At 59.7% G+C, this 23,653-nt stretch carries 24 protein-coding genes; 11 read left to right on the top strand and 13 right to left on the bottom strand.

Annotated elements, in window-relative coordinates; all coding sequences use genetic code 11:
* Nucleotides 1-36: 36 nt before the first annotated feature.
* Complete coding sequence (locus AB6B39_RS02475; RefSeq protein WP_284371444.1) at nt 37-456, top strand: transcriptional repressor; 420 nt, start codon at nt 37-39, stop codon at nt 454-456.
* Between the two features lie 13 nt (nt 457-469).
* Entirely contained in the window at nt 470-1,393 is a 924-nt protein-coding gene (locus AB6B39_RS02470; protein ID WP_284371443.1) for a thioesterase family protein, read from the top strand.
* Here AB6B39_RS02470 and AB6B39_RS02465 read toward each other — a convergent pair.
* The 5 genes from AB6B39_RS02465 to AB6B39_RS02445 all read right to left on the bottom strand — a co-directional run bounded on the left by AB6B39_RS02465 (nt 1,362) and on the right by AB6B39_RS02445 (nt 6,784).
* A complete protein-coding gene (locus AB6B39_RS02465; RefSeq protein WP_284371441.1) occupies nt 1,362-2,252 on the bottom strand; it encodes an alpha/beta hydrolase in 891 nt (296 codons plus the stop codon). The two genes, AB6B39_RS02470 and AB6B39_RS02465, sit on opposite strands and share 32 nt — an antisense overlap.
* Nucleotides 2,253-2,272: 20 nt before the next feature.
* Entirely contained in the window at nt 2,273-2,971 is a 699-nt protein-coding gene (locus AB6B39_RS02460) for a crotonase/enoyl-CoA hydratase family protein (protein ID WP_284371439.1), read from the bottom strand.
* Nucleotides 2,968-3,573, bottom strand: coding sequence for an FMN-binding negative transcriptional regulator (locus AB6B39_RS02455; RefSeq protein WP_284371437.1), 606 nt, complete (start codon nt 3,571-3,573; stop codon nt 2,968-2,970). Before AB6B39_RS02455 ends, AB6B39_RS02460 begins: the two co-directional genes overlap by 4 nt.
* A 434-nt stretch (nt 3,574-4,007) precedes the next feature.
* Entirely contained in the window at nt 4,008-4,391 is a 384-nt protein-coding gene (locus AB6B39_RS02450) for a GFA family protein (RefSeq protein ID WP_284371435.1), read from the bottom strand.
* 2 nt (nt 4,392-4,393) lie between these two features.
* A complete protein-coding gene (locus AB6B39_RS02445; RefSeq protein WP_284371434.1) occupies nt 4,394-6,784 on the bottom strand; it encodes a zinc-dependent metalloprotease in 2,391 nt (796 codons plus the stop codon).
* 136 nt (nt 6,785-6,920) lie between these two features.
* Here AB6B39_RS02445 and thiE point away from each other — a divergent pair, with 136 nt between their 5' ends.
* The gene (thiE, locus tag AB6B39_RS02440; RefSeq protein ID WP_284371432.1) at nt 6,921-7,559 is read left to right on the top strand and encodes a thiamine phosphate synthase; all 639 of its coding nucleotides are present in this window, start codon (nt 6,921-6,923) and stop codon (nt 7,557-7,559) included.
* A 107-nt stretch (nt 7,560-7,666) separates the two neighbouring features.
* Nucleotides 7,667-8,533: a tetratricopeptide repeat protein gene (locus AB6B39_RS02435; RefSeq protein ID WP_284371430.1), complete on the top strand. Its 867-nt coding sequence runs from the start codon at nt 7,667-7,669 to the stop codon at nt 8,531-8,533.
* Between the two features lie 3 nt (nt 8,534-8,536).
* On the opposite strand, the gene AB6B39_RS02430 is transcribed toward AB6B39_RS02435, so the two are convergent.
* Together AB6B39_RS02430 and AB6B39_RS02425 are read right to left on the bottom strand one after the other, a co-directional pair.
* Nucleotides 8,537-8,737 (bottom strand): helix-turn-helix domain-containing protein, encoded by a 201-nt coding sequence (locus AB6B39_RS02430; protein ID WP_284371428.1) that lies wholly within the window; start codon nt 8,735-8,737, stop codon nt 8,537-8,539.
* Nucleotides 8,737-9,255, bottom strand: a complete 519-nt coding sequence (locus AB6B39_RS02425; protein WP_284371425.1) for a DUF2975 domain-containing protein — start codon at nt 9,253-9,255, stop codon at nt 8,737-8,739. The genes AB6B39_RS02430 and AB6B39_RS02425 overlap by 1 nt, the downstream gene beginning before the upstream one ends.
* Nucleotides 9,256-9,314: 59 nt before the next feature.
* Between AB6B39_RS02425 and AB6B39_RS02420 the strand changes: the two genes are divergently transcribed.
* From AB6B39_RS02420 to AB6B39_RS02395, 6 genes are all read left to right on the top strand, one after another.
* Nucleotides 9,315-9,908 carry a hypothetical protein gene (locus AB6B39_RS02420; RefSeq protein WP_284371423.1) on the top strand — a complete coding sequence of 198 codons (594 nt, stop codon included), beginning with the start codon at nt 9,315-9,317 and terminating at the stop codon, nt 9,906-9,908.
* A 71-nt stretch (nt 9,909-9,979) separates the two neighbouring features.
* Nucleotides 9,980-11,812: a cobaltochelatase subunit CobT gene (gene cobT, locus AB6B39_RS02415; RefSeq protein WP_284371421.1), complete on the top strand. Its 1,833-nt coding sequence runs from the start codon at nt 9,980-9,982 to the stop codon at nt 11,810-11,812.
* A 102-nt stretch (nt 11,813-11,914) separates the two neighbouring features.
* Complete coding sequence (locus AB6B39_RS02410) at nt 11,915-12,433, top strand: hypothetical protein (RefSeq protein WP_284371420.1); 519 nt, start codon at nt 11,915-11,917, stop codon at nt 12,431-12,433.
* A 252-nt stretch (nt 12,434-12,685) separates the two neighbouring features.
* Entirely contained in the window at nt 12,686-13,006 is a 321-nt protein-coding gene (locus AB6B39_RS02405) for a hypothetical protein (RefSeq protein WP_284371419.1), read from the top strand.
* A gap of 42 nt (nt 13,007-13,048) precedes the next feature.
* Nucleotides 13,049-14,233 carry a serine hydrolase domain-containing protein gene (locus AB6B39_RS02400; protein ID WP_284371418.1) on the top strand — a complete coding sequence of 395 codons (1,185 nt, stop codon included), beginning with the start codon at nt 13,049-13,051 and terminating at the stop codon, nt 14,231-14,233.
* An 89-nt stretch (nt 14,234-14,322) separates the two neighbouring features.
* Nucleotides 14,323-15,471, top strand: coding sequence for a nitrilase-related carbon-nitrogen hydrolase (locus AB6B39_RS02395; RefSeq protein WP_284371417.1), 1,149 nt, complete (start codon nt 14,323-14,325; stop codon nt 15,469-15,471).
* 31 nt (nt 15,472-15,502) lie between these two features.
* Here the strand turns inward: AB6B39_RS02395 and AB6B39_RS02390 are convergent, their stop codons facing one another.
* The gene (locus tag AB6B39_RS02390; RefSeq protein WP_284371416.1) at nt 15,503-16,528 is read right to left on the bottom strand and encodes a hypothetical protein; all 1,026 of its coding nucleotides are present in this window, start codon (nt 16,526-16,528) and stop codon (nt 15,503-15,505) included.
* Between the two features lie 224 nt (nt 16,529-16,752).
* Between AB6B39_RS02390 and AB6B39_RS02385 the strand changes: the two genes are divergently transcribed.
* Complete coding sequence (locus AB6B39_RS02385) at nt 16,753-17,100, top strand: VOC family protein (RefSeq protein WP_284371415.1); 348 nt, start codon at nt 16,753-16,755, stop codon at nt 17,098-17,100.
* A 32-nt stretch (nt 17,101-17,132) separates the two neighbouring features.
* Here AB6B39_RS02385 and bfr read toward each other — a convergent pair whose 3' ends face one another.
* The 5 genes from bfr to AB6B39_RS02360 all read right to left on the bottom strand — a co-directional run bounded on the left by bfr (nt 17,133) and on the right by AB6B39_RS02360 (nt 23,575).
* Nucleotides 17,133-17,618: a bacterioferritin gene (gene bfr / locus AB6B39_RS02380; RefSeq protein ID WP_284371414.1), complete on the bottom strand. Its 486-nt coding sequence runs from the start codon at nt 17,616-17,618 to the stop codon at nt 17,133-17,135.
* 139 nt (nt 17,619-17,757) lie between these two features.
* Complete coding sequence (locus AB6B39_RS02375; RefSeq protein WP_284371413.1) at nt 17,758-17,967, bottom strand: bacterioferritin-associated ferredoxin; 210 nt, start codon at nt 17,965-17,967, stop codon at nt 17,758-17,760.
* A 115-nt stretch (nt 17,968-18,082) separates the two neighbouring features.
* Nucleotides 18,083-22,174, bottom strand: a complete 4,092-nt coding sequence (locus AB6B39_RS02370; protein ID WP_284371412.1) for a DUF4214 domain-containing protein — start codon at nt 22,172-22,174, stop codon at nt 18,083-18,085.
* Between the two features lie 316 nt (nt 22,175-22,490).
* The gene (locus AB6B39_RS02365) at nt 22,491-22,892 is read right to left on the bottom strand and encodes a hypothetical protein (protein ID WP_284371411.1); all 402 of its coding nucleotides are present in this window, start codon (nt 22,890-22,892) and stop codon (nt 22,491-22,493) included.
* Nucleotides 22,892-23,575 (bottom strand): helix-turn-helix transcriptional regulator, encoded by a 684-nt coding sequence (locus AB6B39_RS02360; protein WP_284371410.1) that lies wholly within the window; start codon nt 23,573-23,575, stop codon nt 22,892-22,894. Before AB6B39_RS02360 ends, AB6B39_RS02365 begins: the two co-directional genes overlap by 1 nt.
* Nucleotides 23,576-23,653 lie beyond the last annotated feature (78 nt).

Raw genomic sequence — 23,653 nt, 5'->3', positions numbered from 1 at the left:
CACATCCCCTATCTGTGCGCTATGGGAACCGCGAACATGACAGACAGGCTGGCAGCGGCACGGGCGCTTTGTGAAGCCAGTGGCGAGCGGTTCACCCCGCTGCGCGAACATGTGCTGGAACTGGTCATCGCCGATGGCGGAGCCGTCAAAGCCTATGACCTACTCGACCAGCTCAAGCCCGAACGCGGCAGCCCCAAACCGCCCACCGTTTACCGCGCGCTCGATTTCCTGTCGCGCCTCGGTCTCGTGCACCGGGTCGAAGCGCTCAATGCCTTTATCGCCTGCGATCATAGCCATGAGGGCGATCTGGCCGAGTTCTTCATTTGCGAAGCCTGCAGCCATGTCGAGGAGCGCCACGCCCACGATCACGCTGACTGCAAGCCGGACGGGTTCGAAATCACCCGGTCCGTGATTGAGCATTACGGCACCTGTGCCGATTGCCGCGCGGCGGCCTAGGGCCTGTCCGACAATGTTTCGCACGACATGGGCTGGCGAATGTTCAGCATGGGAATGTGATGAGCTCGGCCATCTCAACATGTCGATCTATCTGGAAAAATTCGAACAGGCCCGCATGATCCTGTTCGTCCGGCTGGGTCTGGAAACCGCGTTCCAGCCTAAAGCCGTATCGACCATCCGGTCCCGGGACGTGCACATCAAATATTTGGCCGAAGCCCGGCCCGGTCAGCCGTTGCGTATCGAGAGCGCGCTGATCGATCTGGAGGCCAGCACGGCCCGGGTCGGCCATGTCATGTACCATCTCGATGGTCGGATTGCCGCGACGCTGAGCGAGCATATCGAACATGTCTACCTGCCGGAGAACCGGACATTCCGGTGGCCGTCCCGCCTGCGAGAGTCGGCAGACAAGATGCGCGACCAGCTGCCCGCCCCGGCGCGCGCCAGAAGCATCGCCATCGATACGCCAGTCCCGGCCTTCGATGCCGCCACCTTGGACCAGGCGGGTGTGGGGACACTCGGAGGCGGAATATTCCGGCCCCATGAAACACTGGCCGCCGGTCACATTCCCTTTTCCCAGATCTTTCGCCGGGTAACGACCACACTCGGCTGGTTTCGGGAAGGGTGGGGGGAATTTGCCGATCCAGACTTCATCGCCGCCGGCTTTTCAGCCGTCGCGCTGGAAATGCGTCTGGTCATGCACCGAATCATCACGCCTGGAACTGCCTATGAATTGCGTTCGGGCGTAGCGCAGAGCGACGGCATGGTCCGCACGATCATGCATAATTTCGTCGATCAGACCGATGGCGCGGCCTTGGCGGGCGGTTACGCGGCTGGGGCGCTGTTCGATCTGAATACGCGCCGTCTGGTGATGCCGACCCGGACACAGCGCGACGCGCTCGACGCGGTCACGATCGCGGATCTTGCCCCGCCCGCTTGAGGACGGACTGCAGGACGCGGCCGGCGAAATCCGGATCGTGCAGCGGAAAGAGGTGGGCCCGTTCGGGCTCGAATTCGACCGATATGCGTGGTTGCAGCCTTTGCAGCGTCCCGCGTTGGGACCGCGTACTGACGCGCCCGCGCGCCCCGGCGAAAATCAGCCGCGAATTATCCGGAAGTCGCGGCACCTGTTCGAATAGATCATGGGACTGCGCAACGAAGATCGCCTGCTCCCACGCCGGATCGCAGGCCAGGCGCACACGCCCCTCATCCGTGGGGGACAGACCGCCTTCCAGATAATTGCGCAGGACGGGATCGGGCACACCTTTGAAAGCGCCGCGGCCCTGATAGCGCTTGAACGCGGCCTCAAGACTGTCAAACTCGGTACGACGCTGCCCGGCTTTGCGCGCAATCGGTATGCGGCGCTTCATATAGGCCCGGCCCCGGCGCGTCGCGGCAATCGTGCGAAACAGCCACGGGACCAGCACGGGATCGAAGCCGACATAGCCGGAAAGGTGGTGTGCGATCTGCGGCAACGCCAGGATCGCACTGACCGCCCCGTAACTATGCCCGGCCAGCACGACGGGCCCGTCGACGCATTGATCGAAAACCCGGGCAATATCCGCGGCGAATATCTGCCAGTTCGGCAAGTCGGACACAGGCGTCGGCAGGGCTGTGCGGCCATGTCCGCGCAGATCCAGCGCCAGCGCTGCGATGCCGAGCGGTTCGATGATCGCGCGGTAGCTCTGTGCATTGAATCCATTGGCATGACAGAAGACGAGCCGGAGCGGCGCGCCCGAATCGCCGAAGCGCAAAGCCGACATATCGCCATCCGGCAGCGTGATGCTGACGCGCTGCATGCGGTCGTCCGGGTCGACGCTCAGCCGATCTGCAGATCCATATCGTCGATAATGGCCTGTTTCAGCACGGGCAGCAGTGTCTGATGACCGCGCGGCTTGTTGATCGCAAAGGCATGCAGGCTGACGCTTTTGAAGAAGGCGACGGCCTTGGCCACGCCGGCATCGACATCATCCACGGCGGCGTCCAGATAGCCGACATCGACCGCCGCGTCCGGCGAGAACATTTCGCCATTGATAAAGGCACGCGAGAAATAGCGCTGATTGAGACGCGGCGCCGCCAGTTCGCGACCGAAATTATGCATGGGAAGACCCTTGGCCGTTTCCGGCAAGCCGACCTGGAACGCGGTTCCAGAATGATCGCTGCACCCAATCCTGTAATCCGCCGCCAGAAACAAAAAGGCTCCCAAGGCGACGATATGACCATCGCCAGCCGTAATGACGGGCTTACGTGTTTCCATCATCCGGACCGCAAAGTCGGACCCCCGCTTGACGAGTTGCACGGCTGTGTCGCCGCCCTGCATCAGTTCCTTCAGATTGTATCCGGCAGAGAAAATACCGTCACGTCCGCGAATGACGATGATCTTCGCCTCCCTGTCGGCGCGGTCCATCGCCGCATTGATCGCGTCAAACATCAGATTGGAAAAGGCATTCGCCTTGCCATCGTCGAGACGAATGGTCGCGACATCATCAGTGAGGTCGTAGCTTAGAAGGTCGGTCACGGCGTTTCCTTTTTCATTATGCGAGTCATCTCGTCGGCAAATGCGTGTTCACCGCGCATGCGCGCCGCGTCAATAATACGTTTTTGCATGGCGGGACCCGCCTTTGCAGACATTTTCCGGAGTGGCTGACATGTCTCCACCACAAGGCGGAACGCCCGGATACCGTTTTGTAGAGCCGCCACATAGGCTTTCGCATCCGCAACGGCCCAGCCGTCAGGCCCTTCATAGGCCTGTGTCATATCGTTGAGATGGGGCAGCACATGCTCGTCCGGCAGGGACTGCAATCGCCCGCGCAGCTGAACCGAAGCATAATTCCATGTCGGGACATGGACGGTTGGATCGTCATAAAGCTGCGCCGATACATAGCCATGCGGGCCTGAAAACACAGCCAGCGCCGCCCCGCCATCCAGATGATCGCAGATCGGATTGTTCCGCGCCAGATGTCCATAGAGCGTCCCTTCCGGCCCCTCGTCACGCCATAATAATGGCAATTGGGTTGCGTGCAGACCTTCAACGACGAGCAGAGCGAAACCGTAATCGGCCATGATACGCCGGACAAAGGCCGGATCGTCATCGATATTCTGGCGGGGCGGATAGGACATGGCCGCGCCATACGTCATCCCGGCCCTAGCGAACAGGCCCGCCGGGCATCGCGTGCCCGGCCTGTAGTGGGTGAGGCTAAGAAAGCATGGAAAAGGGAGGGGGATCGGATTTGTGGGATTGGCGGTAGAATGCTGAAACAACAATCGTCCCAAAAGCCATAAGCGAGGTTCTATCTCTCTAACGCCTTCCCAATTCTTCCGCTCAGGCCGGCTCGACCATGTTGCCCATCTCCTGCCGTTTTATCCAGCAGAGATGGTTGGGTGATGGACCCACCAATCAAGTCGGTGGGAACGGACAGGTGGAAGTATCCTTATCGAAAGGATGGGGCAGCCCTCTACCCTCCTTCATCACCGGACTTAATCCGGTGATCCATCTCTCAGGCCCATCGGTCAGCTTCAAGGCTCTGGATCATCGACCCACCCTTTGCCCACCCTTAGTCACCGTCCAGCGTTGCGCGCAGCCCGGTAATGTTTTCGTCCCAGTTCTGGCCGTCAAAAGCGATGCGCTGAGCGATCGTCAGACCCTCGACGCAGCGTGCATTGACACTCCACGCCTCCGGGTGGCTGCGTGGGCGATAGAGCGGCTTGATCCCGCAGGTCTGGCAGAAGAGATGCTCCGCCGTCTGTGTCCCGAACCGGTAGGAGGTCAGATGATCCCGACCGGACAGAACGCGCAGATCGGCGTCAGGGACGAAGACATGCTCATAGGCGGTCATGGCGCAGAGCGAGCAGTTGCAGTCGGTCACATCGACCAGATCGGGGCCATCAAATTCGAACCGCACCGCGCCGCAGTGACAGCCGCCGCGATAGGTCGGCATGTCTAGTGCAATCCGTCCTGCCCGATCGGACTTCCGGGCGGCAGGGTTTGCGGGTCTGGGATGAGGGCCGCAACGTCGCGCTCCGCATCCAGTAGGCGTTCTATTTCGCGGGTCAGCCAGCGATCGAAAACCGTCCCAGACAGTGAGGCTTCGAGCTGCATGCGACCCAGCGTTTCCTCGGCTGCGGCGCGGATGATCGGTGGATGTTCGCCCGCAGCCAGATCCGCCAGCGCATAGGCGAACCGGGCCCGTACAGTGTTGGCGATGTCGGCCTGCCGTCCGTCACGCGAAAAGCCCATGACGGTGGTGCGGGTCTGCGCCATCAATTCGTCAAGCCCGGGATTGGCCGCGTCGCGACGGTGAAATTCCGCTATCCGGGCCAGACGCCGCGCGTCCAGCAGAACATCGAAGGTCAGGTCCGCAGCCGTGTCGGCGGCGGCGGTCACGTCGAAGGCCGGGCTGGCTGTCTGACGGAACAGTTCGCGGTCGCTATCGGCGAAGCTGAAGGAGCCCAGACGCGGTGTCAGTCGCGCCAGAACGCTATCGGGAATGTCGAGCGCTTCCGGATCGAGCGTGGCCAGGACCGCCGAGAGGGCGGCGCGCTGCCGCGCCGGTGACACGATATCGGCAGCTATCGCCGCGCCGTTCGGCCCGTAATCGAAGCGCATGCCACCGATCGACTTGGCCGCAGCCGCTGTCTGGTAGCGATGGTAGAGATAGATCGGCACGAGCGCCGCATTGAGGTCGGACTGGTTCCAGCCATCGGGCAGGTTGTCAGGCCCGAACCGGTCCAGCGCGATGCGGCGAACCGCCATCACCTCACGCAGGGTCGCCACCGCGTCGGAGCCGTTATCCCAGACGCTGCCGTCTGGATGGCCCGTGCCCGCGCTGCGGCCATCGGCATCGGCGACATAGGACAGTCCGGAGCCGTAAGCCTCCCGGATCAAGGCTTCGCGTTCAGCGTCCGTATAATCGCCATAGAGCCATTTCGTCGTAAAGATGTCCCAGTCACCAATGCCGACACCGTAAGCATTGGTGACATCCAGGGAGCCATCCACGATGCGTACATCCATGGCCGGATAATCCATGACCGAAGCCTTGTCGTCGGAACTGCCCGCGAAATTATGCATGAAACCGAGCGCGTGGCCGACTTCGTGGGCGGAGAGTTGACGGATGCGCATCAGGGCGAGTTGCACGGGATCATCCGGATCGCCGCTATCGGTCTTATCCGCCCCCAGCAGCCCTTCGAAGATCATCCGGTCCTGACGCACGCGCAAGGATCCCAGATTGATATGCCCTTTGAGCATTTCGCCTGTGCGCGGATCGGACACGCCGCCACCATAGGACCAGCCACGCGTCTGGCGGTGCACCCATTGCACGACCGTGTAACGCACATCGAGTGGATGGATGTCATCGGGAAGGATTTCGACGCTGTAGCCATCCGGGAAGCCGGCCTCCGCAAAGGCTTCGCCCCACCAGGCCGCGCCTTCAACCAGGGCGGAGCGGATCGGTTCCGGCGCGCCGCCATCGATATAGACGATGATCGGGTTGATCGTGTTGCCGTCTGCGTCCTTTTGTAGACGGTAACGGCGGGCAAGCCGTGTTTCGATCGGGGCGGAGAGCGGCGCACTGTAATCATAATGGACCTGTTCGATCGCGGCGATGCGCGGATCGGACTGCAGCACCGAGTAACCGTCATCGGGCAGGCGGACGAAGCTGTGATGCTGGATCAGGGTCGCCGTCCTGCCATTGGCAGCCGTGGTCGCGACTTCGCGGCCCGGGTCTGACGTTTCCAGCGTGAAGAAGACATCGAATTCCGCGTTGTCCGGAAAGCTGAACACATTATCGGTGTCAATCAGCGTGCGGTCCGCCTTGAGCGCGAAATTGCCCTGGCCGGCGTCGGACAGATATTGTTGCAATCCCAGCACATCGCTGGTCAGAAAACCTGTCATGTCGATCAGAAGACCGTCACTACGGTCGATAATGTCGAAACTGGCGAGAAAGGACGGAGCGAAGCTTTCCGCCACGGCGCGTTCTTCCAGCGGATTGTCCGGACTGGCCCGGTAGCGCAGATTGGGCTGTTCCAGCACGATCCGGTCGCCCCGCTGACGGAAAATTACGACCTTGCCGCCATCGCCCCAGCCGCGATCCAGTCCGACCGGGTTGGAGCCCAGCCCCGCCGTCAGCCGGGCCGTATGGATCGCTTGCAAGGCAATGCCGTCATCGCCCGGTGTCGGCAGGGTCGCCAGCACCTGCCCGGTCGCGTCGTTTACATGCAATGCGAGAAAGCCATCACGATGATCCGTTCCGGCAAGCGGGTCTGACGAGCCTGACGGCGCGGGCTGACACGCAACCAGAATGAGAGAGAAAAAGCCGATAATAAGAATACGCATGAAGCTGTCATGACGGAGGATTGCAGAAAACGAAAGCCCGTCCCCAGCAATAAATACCAAGACTGGGAACTGCGCAGCACGAAAGATAAGCCCAACATCACTTGGCAAATCGTGCCGCAACCGCCATTTCAGCTCCATGTCCGAGCCTCGCTGCCAGCTTTACCTGATCACACCGCCGCAGATCGACGATCTGGAAGCGTTTCTGGAGACGCTGGATGGGGCTCTATCGGCGGCGCCTGTCGCCTGTCTGCAGATCCGGCTGAAGGGCCTGACGGATTCAGCGCTGGTTCAGATGGCCACGCCCATATGCAAGCGGGCGCAGCAACGCGGCACGGCTGTCATCCTTAATGACCGCCCCGATCTGGTCGATGCAATCGGCGCGGACGGGGTCCATGTCGGGCAGGACGATATGGACTATTTGTCATCGCGGGAACTGCTCGGCGGGGATGCCATTATCGGCGTGACCTGCCACAATTCGAAACAGCTCGCCTTCGAAGCGGCGGGCGCAGGTGCGGACTATGTGGCCTTTGGCGCGTTCTTCGAGACGCCGACGAAAGACCCCAAAACCCGCGCCGAGCTGGAGATTTTGTCATGGTGGCAACAGGCCATGGAAACACCGGTCGTCGCGATCGGCGGCATCACGCCGGACAATGCGCAAGCCGTGATCGCGGCGGGCGCGGACTTTATCGCGGTCTCGAGCGGGGTCTGGCAGTATCCGGACGGCGCGGCGGCGTCTGTGCGTTTGCTCTCCTCGCTCTGTGCGGAGTTCAGCTAGCGCCCAACCCAGCGCTCGCCAACGCACCGACCACATCCTCCGTTCAGACGACCGCCGACTTCGAAACGGCCCTCAACGCCTATCAATCAGGGGACATTGACCGAGCCTTGCGCCTCGGCAAGATGGCGGCGGATCATGGTAGCCTCGACGCTGCCGTGCTGTGCGGACATATTCTGCGCAAGGGCGAAGCCGGTCAGCCCGATCTGGTCGAGGCGCGCCGCTACTACGATATGGCGGCGGCGCGGAGCCATCCTGACGCGCTAATCGCGCTGGGCGAAATGGGGTTGGCGGGCGAAGCCGGCCTCGACGATACGGACGCCTATGCCTATCTGCTGCGCGCGTCTGACGCCGGGCGCAATGATGCAACACTGGCGCTGGCGGATATGAACCGCACCGGACGCGGCGTAGCCCCCGATACGCAGGAAGAGCGTCGTCTGCTGGAACGCGCCAGCGCCGCCTTTGATCGGGACGCAACCAAACGTCTGGCCGACACCTATCTGGAAAGCGATCCGGCGCGCGCTCTCGAACTCTATGAACAGGCCGCGCAGGCCGGGAGCATCGACGCCGCCTATGCAGCAGGCGTGATGTATTCACAGACCTTCGAAATCCGTCCCGATGAGGAAAAGGCTGCCTACTGGCTCGGCCTTGCCGCTAAAGGCGGCCACGCCGCTGCTCAGGCCGATTATGGGCTGATCGTCTATCAAGGCGCAGGTGTATCACGCGACGATATGGCGGCAGCGGACTGGTTCCGCCGCGCGGCAGAAGGCGGCGATACGGAAGGCATGTTCCTCTATGCTTTCACCTTGGCCAAGGGCGAAGGCACACCCCAGGATTTCGGCGAAGCTTACTACTGGCTGCTGAAATCAGGCGACAGCACCATCGACGATTACCAGCAGGACCGCGCGACGTTGCGCGAACGGCTCGAAGCCAATGTCGCCCCGGACGTGCTGGAGGCCGCGCGCGCCCGGCTTTAGCCGCTATTCCCGATCAAGCAGATCGCCGGGCATGCAATCGAGCGCCTCGCAAATCCTGTCGAGCGTTTCGAACCGAACACCCTTGACCTTGCCCTGTCGCAACATGGAGACGTTCTGTTCGGATATGCCGATCCGGGCGGCCAGTTCCTTGCTCTTCATCTTTCGCCTCGCCAGCATGACGTCGAGCCTGACGATAATCGCCATCAGACGAACTGCCTGTTTTCCTCGGCCAGATTGATCGCAATCCGGAACACGCGGCCCAGCATCAGCAGCGCCGCACCGATCAGCAGAGTCATGATGATCTCGCTGTCAATGCCAACCTTCAGCATGGCATTGCCGCCGCTCATCGCCTCCAGAACAGCTCTGACCGATGGCCAGAGAAATGTCAGAACCCCAATCGCCAGATGGGCCTGACCAATCCGGATGACGGAAACCGCCATACGTTCCGTCAGCACCTCACCGCGCGCCAATATGTGAAAGAGCTGTGCGATGGCTATAAAGATCAATGCATGCAGACCCACGAGAATGACAACGAAGATCATCGCCAGATGACGCGGCATGCCCGACAATGTGTAAGGCCCGTCACTTAATTGCGACAGCTGCAGGAAGGGGTAACCCTGCAAAAAAAGGACCACGCCGAAGCCCAGTCCCGACAGGATAGCTATGATTGCCAAGGTCCGGCACCAGCGGATTGTGTGTTGCGGCAAAGATATTGACGTCATGGCAACCTCCATTTATTCATGTTTTACATTAATAATCATACCTGAAACAGGAATGTCCAGTGAAAAATTTCTCTCTCGCCCTGTTTCTCCTAGCGCTGGCTGGCTGTGCCAGCATTCCGCTGACCTCTCTGCCGAAGCTGATGCGGCTCGACGTTGAAACGATCCACCCGGAAGCCCTCGAACTGGCCGTCATCCTGCCCGATAATGTCGGGGTTAAACCGGAAACAGCACGGCTGAGCATTGCATTGGAAGATGATGACACGGGCGAAACGATAAGAATCCGGCAGGTCGTCGATATGCCTGTCAGGACGCCGGACCGGGTACTGCAGCGCGCAACAAAGGCAGGTCAGCATGTTCACCCGTTCAAACTTTCGGAGAGCGCGGCGCAGGCACTACGCACCTTCCGTGTGGATGCGTTGCGCATGAAAGCGGAAAGGGACGATGTCACAGCCACATTCGGCGCATCCGTCGGGTTCTGCCAGCTGGACAATCGCACCTTCCCGGATGCGCTGCCAATACGGGTCTATATCAGGACACAGGCAGACAGCGCCTTCTTTCAGCTTCTACGCAGGCAGACGATGGACACGTCCGCATTGGCTGAGACGATGAACACATCCGATGATCATTTGTGTGAAACGACTGCCTCCGACTAGGGGTATAAAGATCAACTGAATACAGATCGGCGCTACCCAAGCGGGCCGCTCATCCGTAAACAAGACGCGACATGATTGACGCTCCGAAACCCATCGACACGTTCAAGCGCTCGCTCGCCTCCGCCACCAAGGCGATTGCAGGGCGAGACGATCTGGATGTGTCCTTCGGCGGTGACGTAGCCGGGCTGGTGCGCGATCAGGTCATGCTGCCGAGCCTGCCACCGACACCGCGACCGGAGGTGATCGCCAAGGCGCGCGGCGAGGCCGACGGCCTGGCCCTTCGGATCGCGCTGCACGACGCCGATATTCACAGCGCCAACCTGCCTAAATCCGGGGCCGCACGCGCTGTGTTCGAAGCGCTGGAACAGGCACGGGTCGAAACGCTGGGCGGGCAGCACCTGTCCGGCGTGGCCGATAACCTCACCGCGGCGCTATCGGCCCGGGCCAAGCGGCGCGGGTTCGACAAGCCCGACATCGCAAAGGACGACACGAGCTTTGCCGAAGCGATCGGCCTTTATGCGCGCGAGCGGATGAGCGGGCGCGAACTGCCGGAGACGACGAACGGCATCATGACCGCCTGGCGCGACGAAATCAGTCAGCGCAGCCAAGGCCGGATCAAGGCTTTGCTCGACCTTATTCACGATCAGGACGGCTATGCCAGACAGGTCAATGATTTTATCGCCGATCTGACGCTGGACCATGATCAGGCCGATCCGGACGCCGATGACGATCAGGATGAGGAGAGCCAGCAGGACGAGGAGCAGGAACAGGAAGACCAGTCCGCCGACGCGCCCAATGAGGAACAGCAGGGTCAGACCGAAGTCTCGGACGCCGACGCGCTCGAAGACGATTCCGACGAGGCGCAGGACATCGTCGATGCCGAAAACATCGACGGTGAGTCCGATGACAGCGAACAGTCGCCTGATGCCCCCAGCCAGCGCCCGCAACCGCGCAACAGCCCGACCCCCTACCGCATCTATACGACCCGCCATGACGAGGTGATCAAGGCCGAGGACCTGTGTCCCGTCGAAGAGCTGGAACGGCTGCGCGGCTATCTGGACGGGCATATGGCGGGGCTGTCCTCCGTCATTGCGCGTCTGGCCAATCGTTTGCAGCGCCGCCTGCAAGCGCAGCAGCAGCGCAGCTGGACCTTCGATCTGGAGGAAGGGATGCTGGACACAGCACGCCTGACCCGGGTCATTATCGACCCGATGAGCGCACTGACCTTCAAGGAAGAGAAGGAAACCGATTTCCGCGACACAGTGGTCTCCATCCTGATCGACAATAGCGGATCCATGCGCGGGCGTCCGATCATGGTCGCCGCCGTCTGCGCCGACATCATGGCTCGCACGCTGGAACGGTGCGGCGTGAAGGCGGAAATTCTCGGCTTCACAACCAAGGCTTGGAAAGGCGGCAAGAGCTTTCAGGACTGGATGGCCGCCGGCAAACCCCGTCAGCAGGAAGACGGACCCGGACGCCTGAACGATCTGCGCCATATCGTCTACAAATCCGCCGACATGCCGTGGCGACGCGCCAAGCGTAATCTCGGCCTGATGATGCGCGAAGGGCTGCTGAAGGAAAATATCGATGGCGAAGCGCTGGACTGGGCCTATCGCCGCCTGATGGCCCGACCGGAACAGCGCCGCATCATGATGGTCATCAGCGACGGCGCGCCCGTCGATGACGCCACGCAAAGTCAGAACAAGACCGGCCTGCTCGAAGCACATTTGCGCGAAAAGATCGACATGATCGAAAACCGCTCCGACGTCGAACTCGTCGCTATCGGCATCGGCCACGATGTCACGCGCTGGTACGCCAAGGCCGTGACGATCATGGATGTGGAGCAGCTAGGCGGAGCCATGACGGAGAAACTGGCTGAGCTGTTTGACACAGGGCGAAGATAACGCTTGGTTGATTAATTAGACAAGATTGTTGACATTTCCATCAACCTTCATTATCTGGCCTTCATGAAGAATTCATACACAACACAGGACGTCCTCGATTTCATGGACTACCTCGCTGGAAAAGGCTTGCTCAAGGCTAACACTGCCAACGCTCGTAAGAGTGCCGCTTCGGCATTATTCGATGTCTTAGAACAAGATGAGCGCCTAGATGTCAGAGAGATTGACCTCGACTCGTTAGCCCTACGATTTGCTAACAAGCAAGGCGATAAATTCACGCCCCAGAGTCTAAAAACTTACAAATCTCGTACTAAGTCTGCCCTTGCAGACTTTATATCTTACAGAGAAAACCCGCTTGGCTTTTCTCCAAAGTCTCAAACACGAAAAAGCAGTAAGAACAAATCTAAGACATCAACGAATATTACACAGGGCACGGACCAAACCCCTGATCGAAAGACTTCTTCGTCAGTAGAGGTGGATGAGTCTGCGTCATCTAACGTCGTTATTTTCCCAATTCCATTGCGCGCAAATTTGACTGTCAAAATCGCTAATTTGCCTAATGACCTTACAACGGCTGAAGCTCGCAAGATTTCAGCTGTAATCAATGCTCTAGCGATGAATTAAAATATTGTCGGAGCAACCTTATACAGAAGGTTGCTCCGATTTGGGATTGGCGGAGCGCAAACTCGCCTTATCGACTGATAACCGATTGACATTCCCTATCAGGCCCGGCCCCGGTTTCCAACCCCGGGTAGCCGGGCCTTCATTTTGATCTCTTTCTTGGAAGCGGCGGTCTAGATATTGAGTGTCTGGAGCGACACCAGAAACCAATCCCGGCCTCCACGCGTTATCCTCCCGACATTTTCGGAGAGACCCATGATCAGTACGTTTCTTGACACTTTCAAACCCCGCAAACGCTCCCGTCTGACGAATGCCTTGGACCTCTTTGGCAGTGACAGACCGTTCTCAGGACGGCTGTCGCGTGCCCAACTCCGTTCGGCCTTGCGCCCGGCTAGCCGTGGCGCGCGTCGGGCAATGACGCGGACGTCCGCTTTTGCCACGGCGCATCCACGTGGCATCGGACTGGGCGTTGGTGCCGTCGCTGTCGCAGCGATCGGCCTGTATGCCTATGCGCGCCTGCAGGAGACCCGGACGGACGACACGACCGCGCGAAGCAAAGACACTTTGTCCGAATAAGAGCGACTCCCCTCTTCGCGGTTCGCCTGTTAAAGACAGGGCATGAAACTCTTCCTCAAGATCCTACTCGGTTTCATTCTGCTGATCGCCTTGGCCATCGGCATCCTCTGGTTTGCGGCGAAGCAGTCGAACAAGCCTGGACCGCCTGCGGATCCCCTAACGTCACTGGACGATGCGGGTCTGAAGGCCGCCATTGACGGTATTGCTGCGGAGCGCAAGCTGGTTGGCATGGCCGCGAAAGTGATGGTGGGGGGCGACGTCATCGCCCAAGCCGTCACGGGCTGGCGCACCAAGGACGAACAGACCGCCCTGCAGCTGGACGACCTCTATCACATGGGCTCGATCGGCAAATCGATGAGCGCGACCGCGATTGCGCGGCTGGTCGAAGCCGGCGCGATGAGTTGGGACGATACGCTCGGCAGCCGGCTGAGCGATATGGAGATGGACGCGGCTTGGGCGGATGTGACCCTGTCGCAGCTGCTGACCCATACCGCGAGCATTCCGCGTGGGCCGATTTCCGGCATGATCAATCAGGTATCCGAACCGGTCCGCCTCGCCGAAGTGAGGCGTGAAATGGCGGCAACCCTGCTGTCCGAGCCGCCGCGCGTGGCGCCGGGCAGCGCCTTTGCCTATTCCAATGAGGGGTTCATGCTGGCGTCCCTGATGGCGGAAGAGGCGACGGGGGAACACTGGGAAACCATCATCCGGACGCAACTGGCCGCGCCGCTATCGATGGACAGGCTGGGCTTCGGCGCCCCGACAGGCGAGGACACAGCCGAGGTTCCATGGGGACATCGCAAGCTGGGCCCGGCCAAGATCGCAGCTGACCCCTCGGAGGCGGCGGACAATCCGCCATGGATGGCCGCCGCCGGGACAATGCACATGGGACTGGATGATCTTTTGTCCTACGCGCAGGCGCATCTGGATGCAGGACAGTCCAGTCAGGCCATTCTCAGCCCGGCCACCTTCGAGCGGCTGCATACGCCGGACATGAACGATTACGCCTATGGCTGGGTCGTACAGAGCCGCGATCTGGGCGACGGCCCGGAGCCCGTCATCTGGCACAATGGATCGAACACCATGTGGTATGCGCTGCTGGTCCTGCTGCCCGACCGCAATGCGGCCATCACGCTGGTCACCAATGACGGATCGCAACTGAGCCTGACCCAGCGCCGCTTCGACGCCTTTGCGATGGAGATTGCGGAAGCGATCAGCACGCGCGGCTGACCCTTGCGAATCCCGACCCTTGCGCGAGCGCAAGGCGGCAATCCCTTTTGGAGCGCAGCTATCTTCCACCATATTGGGAGGAGGACCCTATGATCTATCGGCGTAGCTTTTTCGGGATTTCGGCGCTGGCTCTTCTGGCAGCCTGCGCAACGGCAGGGACGCCGTCCATCGCAGCCGATGTGACGGCCCCGATTCTGGTCAAGCCGGATGGGTCCTATGATACCGTCCCGCTGGCCAAGGACGTGATCACCCTGAAAGTGATGCAAACGACGGTCAAGAACCTGTCCGACTATCCGACCATCGAAGAAGGCCTACAGGGCAATCTCGCGCATATGAAGGCGATGGCGGACAAGGCCTGCACAACGGGCAGCAAGCCGGACATATTGCTCTATCACGAGTTTCCACTGACGGGCTATTCGTCCGGCACGCGGACGGAAAAGCTCAAATATACGGTCCAGATGCCGGGGCCGGAAACGGAGTTTCTGGGCGAGATCGCCCGCGACTGCGACACCTATATTGTGTTCGGATCCTATGCGACGGATGATGACTGGCCCGGTCATATTTTGTCGCTTAACGGCGTAATCAACACGCAAGGCGAACTGGTCGAAACCTTCTGGAAGACCCGCAATATCAAGCGGCTCTATCCTGACCGGGAAATCACCACGACCACGATCGAAAGCGTGCGGGACCGCTACCGCGCCATGTACGGCCCGGAAGCGGAGTTTCCGGTGGTCAAGACCGAGTTCGGAAATCTGGCTGTCTCGACTGTGCAGTTCGACCCGTTTGTCTTTGCCGCCTATTCGATGCGCGGGGCGGAGATCATGCTGCGCACGGCCACCCTGTTCGCCGACTACGACGTGATGGCAACGGCGGCGCAGAACAATGTCTATTCCGCCATGGCCAATATCGCCTTCGACATTCCGGGCTATGATGCGGGCGAGTCGATCATTGTCGATAATTGGGGCAAGGTGCTGGCCAAGTCAGAGTCCAAGACCGAAGACGACATCATCGAAGCGCAGATCCCGATCGCCGAATTCCGCGAAGGGCGGCGCATTCCCAACTTCGCGATCGATGTGACCATGCCGGTAATCGAGCAATATGTGCAGGAATTTCCGCTCAATCACATGGACGTGCCGCGCGAAGAACTACCCGAAACAGGACAGGCGATGAAGGCGTTGATGGAGCGGGCTTCGCGCTTCAACTCGGACGAAGAAAAAGCGAAGTATGAAGGCAAATAGGCCTTTTTCTTATCTGGATAGGTGCGCCGCCCTAGAAGACCGGCATCTCGCCCGTTGCGGCCCAGGGGATGAAAAAAGCCAACGCGACGGATACGGCAAGTCCGAAGAGCAGGCGCCCGGCGTCGCTGGTCACATCGCGTAGCGCTTCACCGCGGTCGCGCAGACCTGCAACATAGGTCACGGCCAGTTCGCGACCTGCAATCAGGCCGAGGAAGACCCAGGTCGTGCTCATCGGAATGTCGTTCATTTCCTTGAAGATCAGCAGAATGACCCCGAACATGATATCGACCAGCGTGCCAACCCGCGGATCGTGCGTGTTCGTCTTGACGTTGACGATCTCCTGGATCTTGCCGCCACGACGGCTGAACGTATAGGCGAGCAGGGCCAGCGTCAGCACCGCGCCCATAATGACTGTCGATGCGGCCATGGTGACTTCCGTCTGGCCGCCCACTTCAACCGTCTGACGGGGCAGGAAAACGAAGATGTTGGCCAGATCCTGCGCCAGCCACTGCCACCACAGAAAGGCTGTCGTCATCCACTGGAACACATACCAGTAGGGAGCTGCGCCCTGTTCCTGCGTATTGGCGATCCAGCGCTCATAGAAGCGCGAAATCAGCGTATAGACGACAATGCCGGCCCCGAATGCCACGGCATAACCCAGCGCCGATTTCAGCAGCATATTGCCGAGCAAACCTTCCGTTTCGCGCCCCCCCGTCAACGCGAACATGGTCAGGACCAGGAATGTCGTGGAGACCGGGACGGAAGCGCGGGTCAGCAGAATCAGCACGGCCGGCGGGATGATGTGGTACCACTTTATCCCGTCCGCCGGATAAGGAATGTTGTTCAACCGGTCGAAGGCGACATCCGTATTATATGAAAAATAGCCATAGGCCATGACCGCCACGAGAATTGTACCCGCAAACAGCCACAGTACGACCCAGCTGCGATGCTGATTGGAGCGGAGAAACGTGCCGAGCGTCTGAATGGCGTCGTTGGCGATGACGGAGTAGGCGGCCAGCGCAAAGCCGATAATGCCGAACAGTTCGATACCGGGCATGAAACACCTTTCACACGTCCCGCATCGATGCAGGCCCTTGATCGGGCCCGCCGGGCCGAAGTCTGCCTTGCGATAAAGAATGCAGGCTGAAACGCCAAGTGACAGTTTTACGACGCAAAGTTTTTCTGTGGATGGCCAGTAAGAGGCACGCGCGCATATTTGCTAGACGGTATCGCACATGATTAGACGGTTGCCTTCTTCGGATCAGGAACAGGACCAGGCCCATGCCGCTGCATATTGACTATGTCGAGTTCACTTCGCCGCGGCTGGAGGCAACGCAGGCCTTCTTCGACGCCGCCTTCGGCTGGTCCTTCGTGGATTATGGCTCGGATTATCGTGATATACAGCAGGCCGGTCTGGGCGCCGGACTGGAGCGCGGTGATCTGGCTCCGCCTCTGGTCGTACTGAAATCCACCGATCTTGAAGCTGACAGAGACAGGCTGATTGCGACCGGGGCGGAACTGACGCGGGATATTTTCGAGTTTCCCGGCGGGCGACGGTTCGAATTCCGTGAACCCGGCGGAACGGTCATGGCCGTCTGGGCGACGCTGGAAGGCCCGACAGAAGGCTGAGGCGACAGGTAAATATGGCGAATGAAGGCTGACTAGCCCTCTGCGTCTGCTGCCGTGCTCTGCATCTGGATATAGCGTTCGATCCCCATCTGCTTGATCTGATCGAATTGCGTTTCCAGAAAGTCGACATGTTCTTCCTCTTCGACGAGGATACGTTGCAACAGATCGCGCGTGCCGTAATCCTGCACAGATTCGCAATATTGGATCGCGTCCTTATACATCGGGATGGCGTGCTCTTCGAGTTTCATGTCGCATTCGAGGATTTCCCTGACGTCCTCGCCAATATGCAGCTTGCCGAGATCCTGCAGGTTCGGAAGACCGCCGAGAAAGAGAATCCGCTCGATAATCTCATCGGCGTGGTTCATCTCCTCGATGGATTCGTCATATTCCTTCTTGGCCAGACGCGTCACGCCCCAGTCCTTGAGCATGCGCGAATGCAGGAAATACTGGTTGATCGCCGTCAGTTCAGCCTTCAGCGCCTTGTTGAGATGAGCGATGACTTGTGAATCTGATTTCATGAGCGCTGATTAAAGCTGCGGATTCAGGCCTGTCAAACAAGAAGCGGGTTTGCGATTTTCATTCGCAAAGATTTATCAGTGCCTGCGTTTCAGTCGCGACTGGCGCACCCTGAATCGATCTAAGCGGGCCTGAAGCCCCCTATTCGGCTGCGTCCAGCATCGGGCGGCTCTTGCGCCAGCTCTGCAACCGGGCATCGATATCGCTGCGGCACTGACCACATTGAAACCGCGTTCCACACGCACGCTGCACACAGGCCGCCGTTTCAGCGCCCTGAGAAGCCGCCGCTTCGACGGCGCGTGTGTTGATATTGTTGCAGATGCAATGGATCACGAGATCGGTTCTACGCAAATGCGAATGATTGTCAATACGAGTGTGAAAAGAAATGGCTGCCCGCGAACGGGCAGCCATAACGGGGGATCGATGACGCGTGATCGGGGCGGACTCTCCGCCCCTTCGAACGGGTCTAGAACAGCCCAAAATCGATCAGCTCATCCAGGACAAACATATCGACGTCCTGTTTCGACAGCTGCGCCAACTCCTCGACCGGGACGGCATCCACCGGCAGTTCGGAGACGACAGCCCTGTCGTCGATGGCCTTCTGTGCGCTGGCGGCCAGACCGAAATCGTCACGCGTCAGATCGTCCAGATCGACATTGGACAGGGTCAGCGTAATCCCGGCGGCAAAGTCGAACAGCACATCGGCCCCGACCTGCGTGGCGGCCGCCATGATTTCCTCGAATGTAAGCCCGTCGAGCCCGTCAATCACGTCGACACCGATTTCGAAATCAGCGATCCGGTCATTGCCGCCATTCACCAGGTCGAAAATAAACGTATCGATCCCGCGCCCGCCAAACAGCGCATCATCGCCCAGCCCGCCGTCCAGCGTATCGCCCAGAACATTATTATAGGCATCGACGAAAGCTTCGGCGGCGGCTTCGGTCAATGTCCTGAACTCATTGCTCATGGCCAGATCCAGCACAACTTCGGCTCGGCTCAATGCGCCGCTTTCCAGCGCATTGAGATAATTCTGCAGGCCCGCCGCATCGGCATCCCGGTTGAACACATTCTGATAGAGCAGCTCGATGAAGGCCTGATTGTCTAGCGAGCCATAGGTCGCCGTGAACTCGGCAGACGCCACGAACTCGGCGGCGATCGCGGCCAGTTCCACCGTATTGATATCAAGACCGTTTGAATAGAGCTCGAACCCGGCCGCATCGGGATCCCGATCGAAAACGGCCTGATAGAGACGGTAAAGGGCCGCCTGCGTCGGCGAAACGATGACATTGGTCGCAAACGCAAAGGCATCCAGTGAGATCAGATCGATGAATTCTGCGCTATTGATGAATTCAATGACGATCTCTGCACGCGTCAGACTGCCGGCTTCCAGCGCATCCAGATAGGCTTGCAGCCCCGCCGGATCGCCCGCACGCCCCAGCACGTTCTGATAGAGTTGTTCCAGGAACTGCGTGTTCGTCAGATTGCCGTAGGTTGCTTGGAACTCTGCCGATCCGATGAACTCGGCCAGCATGTCGGCCACTGTCAGATTGCCGATCAGAATGCCCTGCAGATAGATGTCGAAGCCTGCCAGATCAGGATCGCGCCCGAAGACGGCGACAAAAGCCCGGTAGATGATGCCTTCAATATCAGACAGGCCGACATCGATATCACCGACGAGAACGTCGTTGCCGGCCCCGCCTATGACGATGTCGCGCCCAAAGCCGCCAAAGATATTATCATTGCCCCCAGCCCCGTCCAGCGTGTCATTGCCATTCAGACCGAGCATGAAATCAACCCAGCTATTACCGGTCCGCACATCGTCGCCCGCCGTGCCGTCATAGCGCGATGTACGTTCCTGGCCGTAGAAGATCAGAATGTCTTCGTCTGTCCCGGTTCCGAAACCGAAAGACCGGATTCCGACATCTTCGAGCCCGTCACCATTAACGTCGCCGACGGCGAATACGCCGCCGCCCCCACCGCCGGCGGCAAAGAAGACATCTTCACCGAAATCATAGACGAACGTCGCCGCCTGATCGCCCGCGGTCAGATCCCCGGTCAGCCCTTCGCCACCATATATAACCAGCAGGCTGTCGCCTTCCGGACTACCCGTGGCGCGGTTGATCCCGGTCACCAGATCGTCATAGCCATCGCCATTGAAATCGATCGCCAGCAAGCCCGGCCCCTGCCCGGCAGTTGTGCGATCCGTATATTCGATATTCACGTCGGTATTGCCGAGAAAGACCGACCCTTCGGACGGGCTCTGCGTCAGTATCTCGCTGTCGCCGTAAAACATCCGGACGACCCCGCCGACCAGTGCGGCGTAATCCGTAATGCCATCCCCGTTGAAATCGAGCAGGGTCGCTCCCGCAATGGAGCTGGCGGCCAGAGGCTGATTGCTTCGAAGACCGAGACCGACATCTGCCGCTGGATCGAAAAAGCCTTCGGTAAATTCCGGGAAGACGACACCGCTTTCAGTTCCGAAATAGACGACCCATTCATTGTTGATCGTCGTGTCGTTCTCGTCACCCCCATTATAGATCAGGTCAAGAAAACCGTCGCCATTAATGTCTTCGGCAGCGCGCAGCGAAGCCGAAATACCGTTGGCCGGTGTATAGCTGACACCATTGAACGTGCTGGCATCATCCGGATCGATGACTGCGGCAAAACCGTCGCGCGATCCGAAGATGATCGTCTGATCACCCCCGCCGGTGATATTCAGATCATCAATCCCGTCACCATTCACATCGCCGAAAAAGATCGGGACATCATTATTGTTCCCCAGAATCCGGAAGCCATTGGTTCCGTCCAATGTGGACACATTGATCGGCTGGGAGAAATCGGTCGTTCCACCAAAGATGACGGCGATCTCATCAACATTGCCCGTATAAACGATGACATCGCCGACACCGTCGCCATTAATGTCGCCCGCCAGGGAAAGTGTGGCATTGACCGTAGACCCGTCAGCAAAGGCAATCCTGGCGTCGGCCTGCGCCTCACTACGCTGCCCGATCCCGTTTTCCGAACCAAAGAAAATATAGCTGGGACCAGGGAACGCGCCCGTATCGATGACATAGATGTCGTCGAAACCGTCGCCGTTCAGATCACGGACTTGGACGACCGGGTCACCGACACCGCTGCTTCGCGTATCGGTGAACAACGTGCTATTTCCGTCGATCGTGATACTGCCCACCTGTCCGCTGGAAAGGGCGCGCTCCAGTCCAGTCGGCAGAGGCACACCCGAGCCGCCACAATCGCCGCCTAGCGAACGGCCATCATCCGCGATGCCGAAACCGTCTGGCAATGTGTAGGTCTGCGTATAGAGATCCGACGGCGCTGCCCCGTCGACCGGCTGATCCGAAGTCCAGCCGACGACAATCGACCCGTCCGCCATCTGGCTGATCCAGGGCTCGGATTGCTGACCGTCTGTGGAGGCATGGACGAGCGCAGGTTCGCCCTGTGCATTGCCCTGAATGTCGAACAGCTGGACATAGATGTCGAAGGTTTGATTGTCCTGGTTTTCCTGCTGCCAGGCGACGACGAACCCGCCTTCGACCGCCGTTATCGCGGGCTGATAGCGGGTCTCGGAGCCATTATCCGCGATCGTCACCGCCGTGAACGGACCTGTCGAACCGTTCGCCGAGACGAAGGCCGTCAGCACGCCCTCCCAGGTCGAGACATAGACATAGCCGGAGTTCCCGATCAGGGCGGCATCGACTTCATCGCCGTCGGAATGTTCAGGAATAGCCGTCCGGGTGATGAGAGGATTGGAGGACCCGTCCCCTTCGAAAGAATAGGTATTGGTGTCCGTGACCACAACGACCTGACAATCGGCCGTAATAATGACTTCGGGCTGGAACAGATCACTGTCCGTGCTGGCGATCAGGAAATCTTCACTGGTCGCGCGACCATCATTGTTGAAATAGCGCCCGTAAATATCCGCATCGAAGAAGTCGTCGGACCGCTCATCGACCCAGACGATGATGAAGCCGACATCCGTGCGGGCCATGGTCGGGATCTGCTGATCGTCTTCTGTTGTGGACGCAACCAGAGTCTGGTTGCCTCGCGCCGTCCCATCGGCATCGAATGTCTGAACGTACGTGTCCAGCTGGTCGCCGCCTTCGGGATTGAGCGCGGACCAAGCGACGGCGAACCCGCCATCCGTCAAGCTGATCACTTCCGGATCGGCATAGGAAAAGGCATTGTCGTCATTGACGCGGAAGGCGTTGGTCCGTGGCGTTCCGTCGGCATTGAAGATGCGTGCGGCGATACTGTTGATCTGAAAACCCGACAGGAAGAAGTCGAACCCATTGACCCAGGTGACGACGTAACCGCCATCCTCCAGCACTGTAATTTCACCAAAATTGCCGCCTGCGTCGCCGACGGCACCGACCAGACCAACATCTCCAGTCGCCGCCAGGCCCGGCCCCGTATTAGACAGGGTCACGGGTCCGTCCGCCTGCAAGACCGTTGTCGCATCCGTCTTGGCCTGAGGGGCCAGGGAGAGGCCAGACAGGCCATCGGTAAAGTCGATATCATTCGGGGTGTCGATGCGTCGCATGATCTATCCTTCCGTGTTTTCGGGTGACGTCAGACCAGCCGAATCCGTTCGGTCCCGAAGGTCCGTTGAGCGATTTCGAGATGACGGAGCGTCCCTCTGACTCTATCGTTAAAGCTGCATTCTAAGTGTTGTAAAGCATCCGCTGTCGACGGCGCGCTTTCTAACAGCAATTGTCATGGGAGCCGGACGATCAAGGTGCATTCGAGGCCAAAAAAGCGAATAGGAATTAATCTAATTTATTAAATGATTGTCCGGCTTAAGTTTCTGTCGACGCGCCGTCGGGACGTTCCGATGAGCCAAGAACAGACTGATGCGGTCAAGCGTCGAGCGTTGATCCGGATTGCTGTATTGCGCACTGTGCGTAAGCGTGACTGCGCTGCGTGTCGCCGCGTTGACGTGATATTTCGGCCAGCCGCAGCCAGGCATCCGATGACCCGGCGCGACCGGCCTGCAGGAACAAGGCCTGTGCCTGAGCATTGTGGCCGGACCGCTGGGCCTGCTTCGCCTGCCAGTACAGCGCGACCGGATGCTCTGCCGCTGCCATTTGTTGCAAATCCGCAACCGTTATGGCCTGAAAGTCCAGAGGGGTTGCAGCGCGGCCAGCCGTCGCTGCGCAGACGACGCTGACAGCCTGCCCAGACACACCGTCCGACGTACCCATGGCTGGGGCCAGCAGGGCCGACAAGACCAGAACCTTGAGAAAAGATGCCTGCAACATCACGCGGCCATCCCCATATGGCGGGAGAGGTTGCCGATCATGGCGGCCGCTTCGAGGGAGCTGCCGACGCCGAGCTTTTCTCGGATCGATTGCAGATGGGTCCGGATCGTCGGCAAGGACACGCCCCGCATTTCGGCGATACGTTTGGCCGGCATGCCCTGACCTAGCAGCAAGGCGCATTCCGCTTCGCGCTCGGATAGCGACCATCTGAGCCGCACCGCGCGTTGTATCTGTCTATGGTCGATCATAAGCGCGCGCGGCGGTAGGACACTCAGCAGAACCCGTCCCTGCACGGTCAGGGGTGTCACCAGAACGGACAGGCCGTGCGCATGATCGGGTAGTGAAATATGCACCGTCCGTCCCTCACCGCTTTCGATCACGTCGATAACCGCAGCGCGCAGATCCAGGGAGGCCGATCCGGACCGCACGGCGATATGGGTCGTGCTGCCCAGGGTCGGGCACAGCCGGACCAGTTGCTGGAATTCCGCATTGGCGTAATGGATCTTGCGGTTTTGATCGACCGCACACAGGGCGACCGGGCAAGCCTTGACCATATCCGGCAGCAAGTCGTCGCGCGGCGTAACATGACCCGGTGCAGAGGCGGTGCGACCGCCTATATCCGCCGCAGGGTCCGTCCAGCCTTGGTCCACCTGTTGCTCGATCTGCTCAGCCCATTCCGACATGTTCCCATCGCTTTCCACGCCAACACATCCTGATCGGCATGGGGCGGAATTATGGGAAGGCGCCGGGTCAGGCTAATG

Origin of the sequence: Algimonas porphyrae, assembly GCF_041429795.1 — a bacterium.
Classification (GTDB): Bacteria; Pseudomonadota; Alphaproteobacteria; order Caulobacterales; family Maricaulaceae; genus Litorimonas; species Litorimonas porphyrae.
This window is presented reverse-complemented; position numbering and strand designations above follow the sequence as displayed.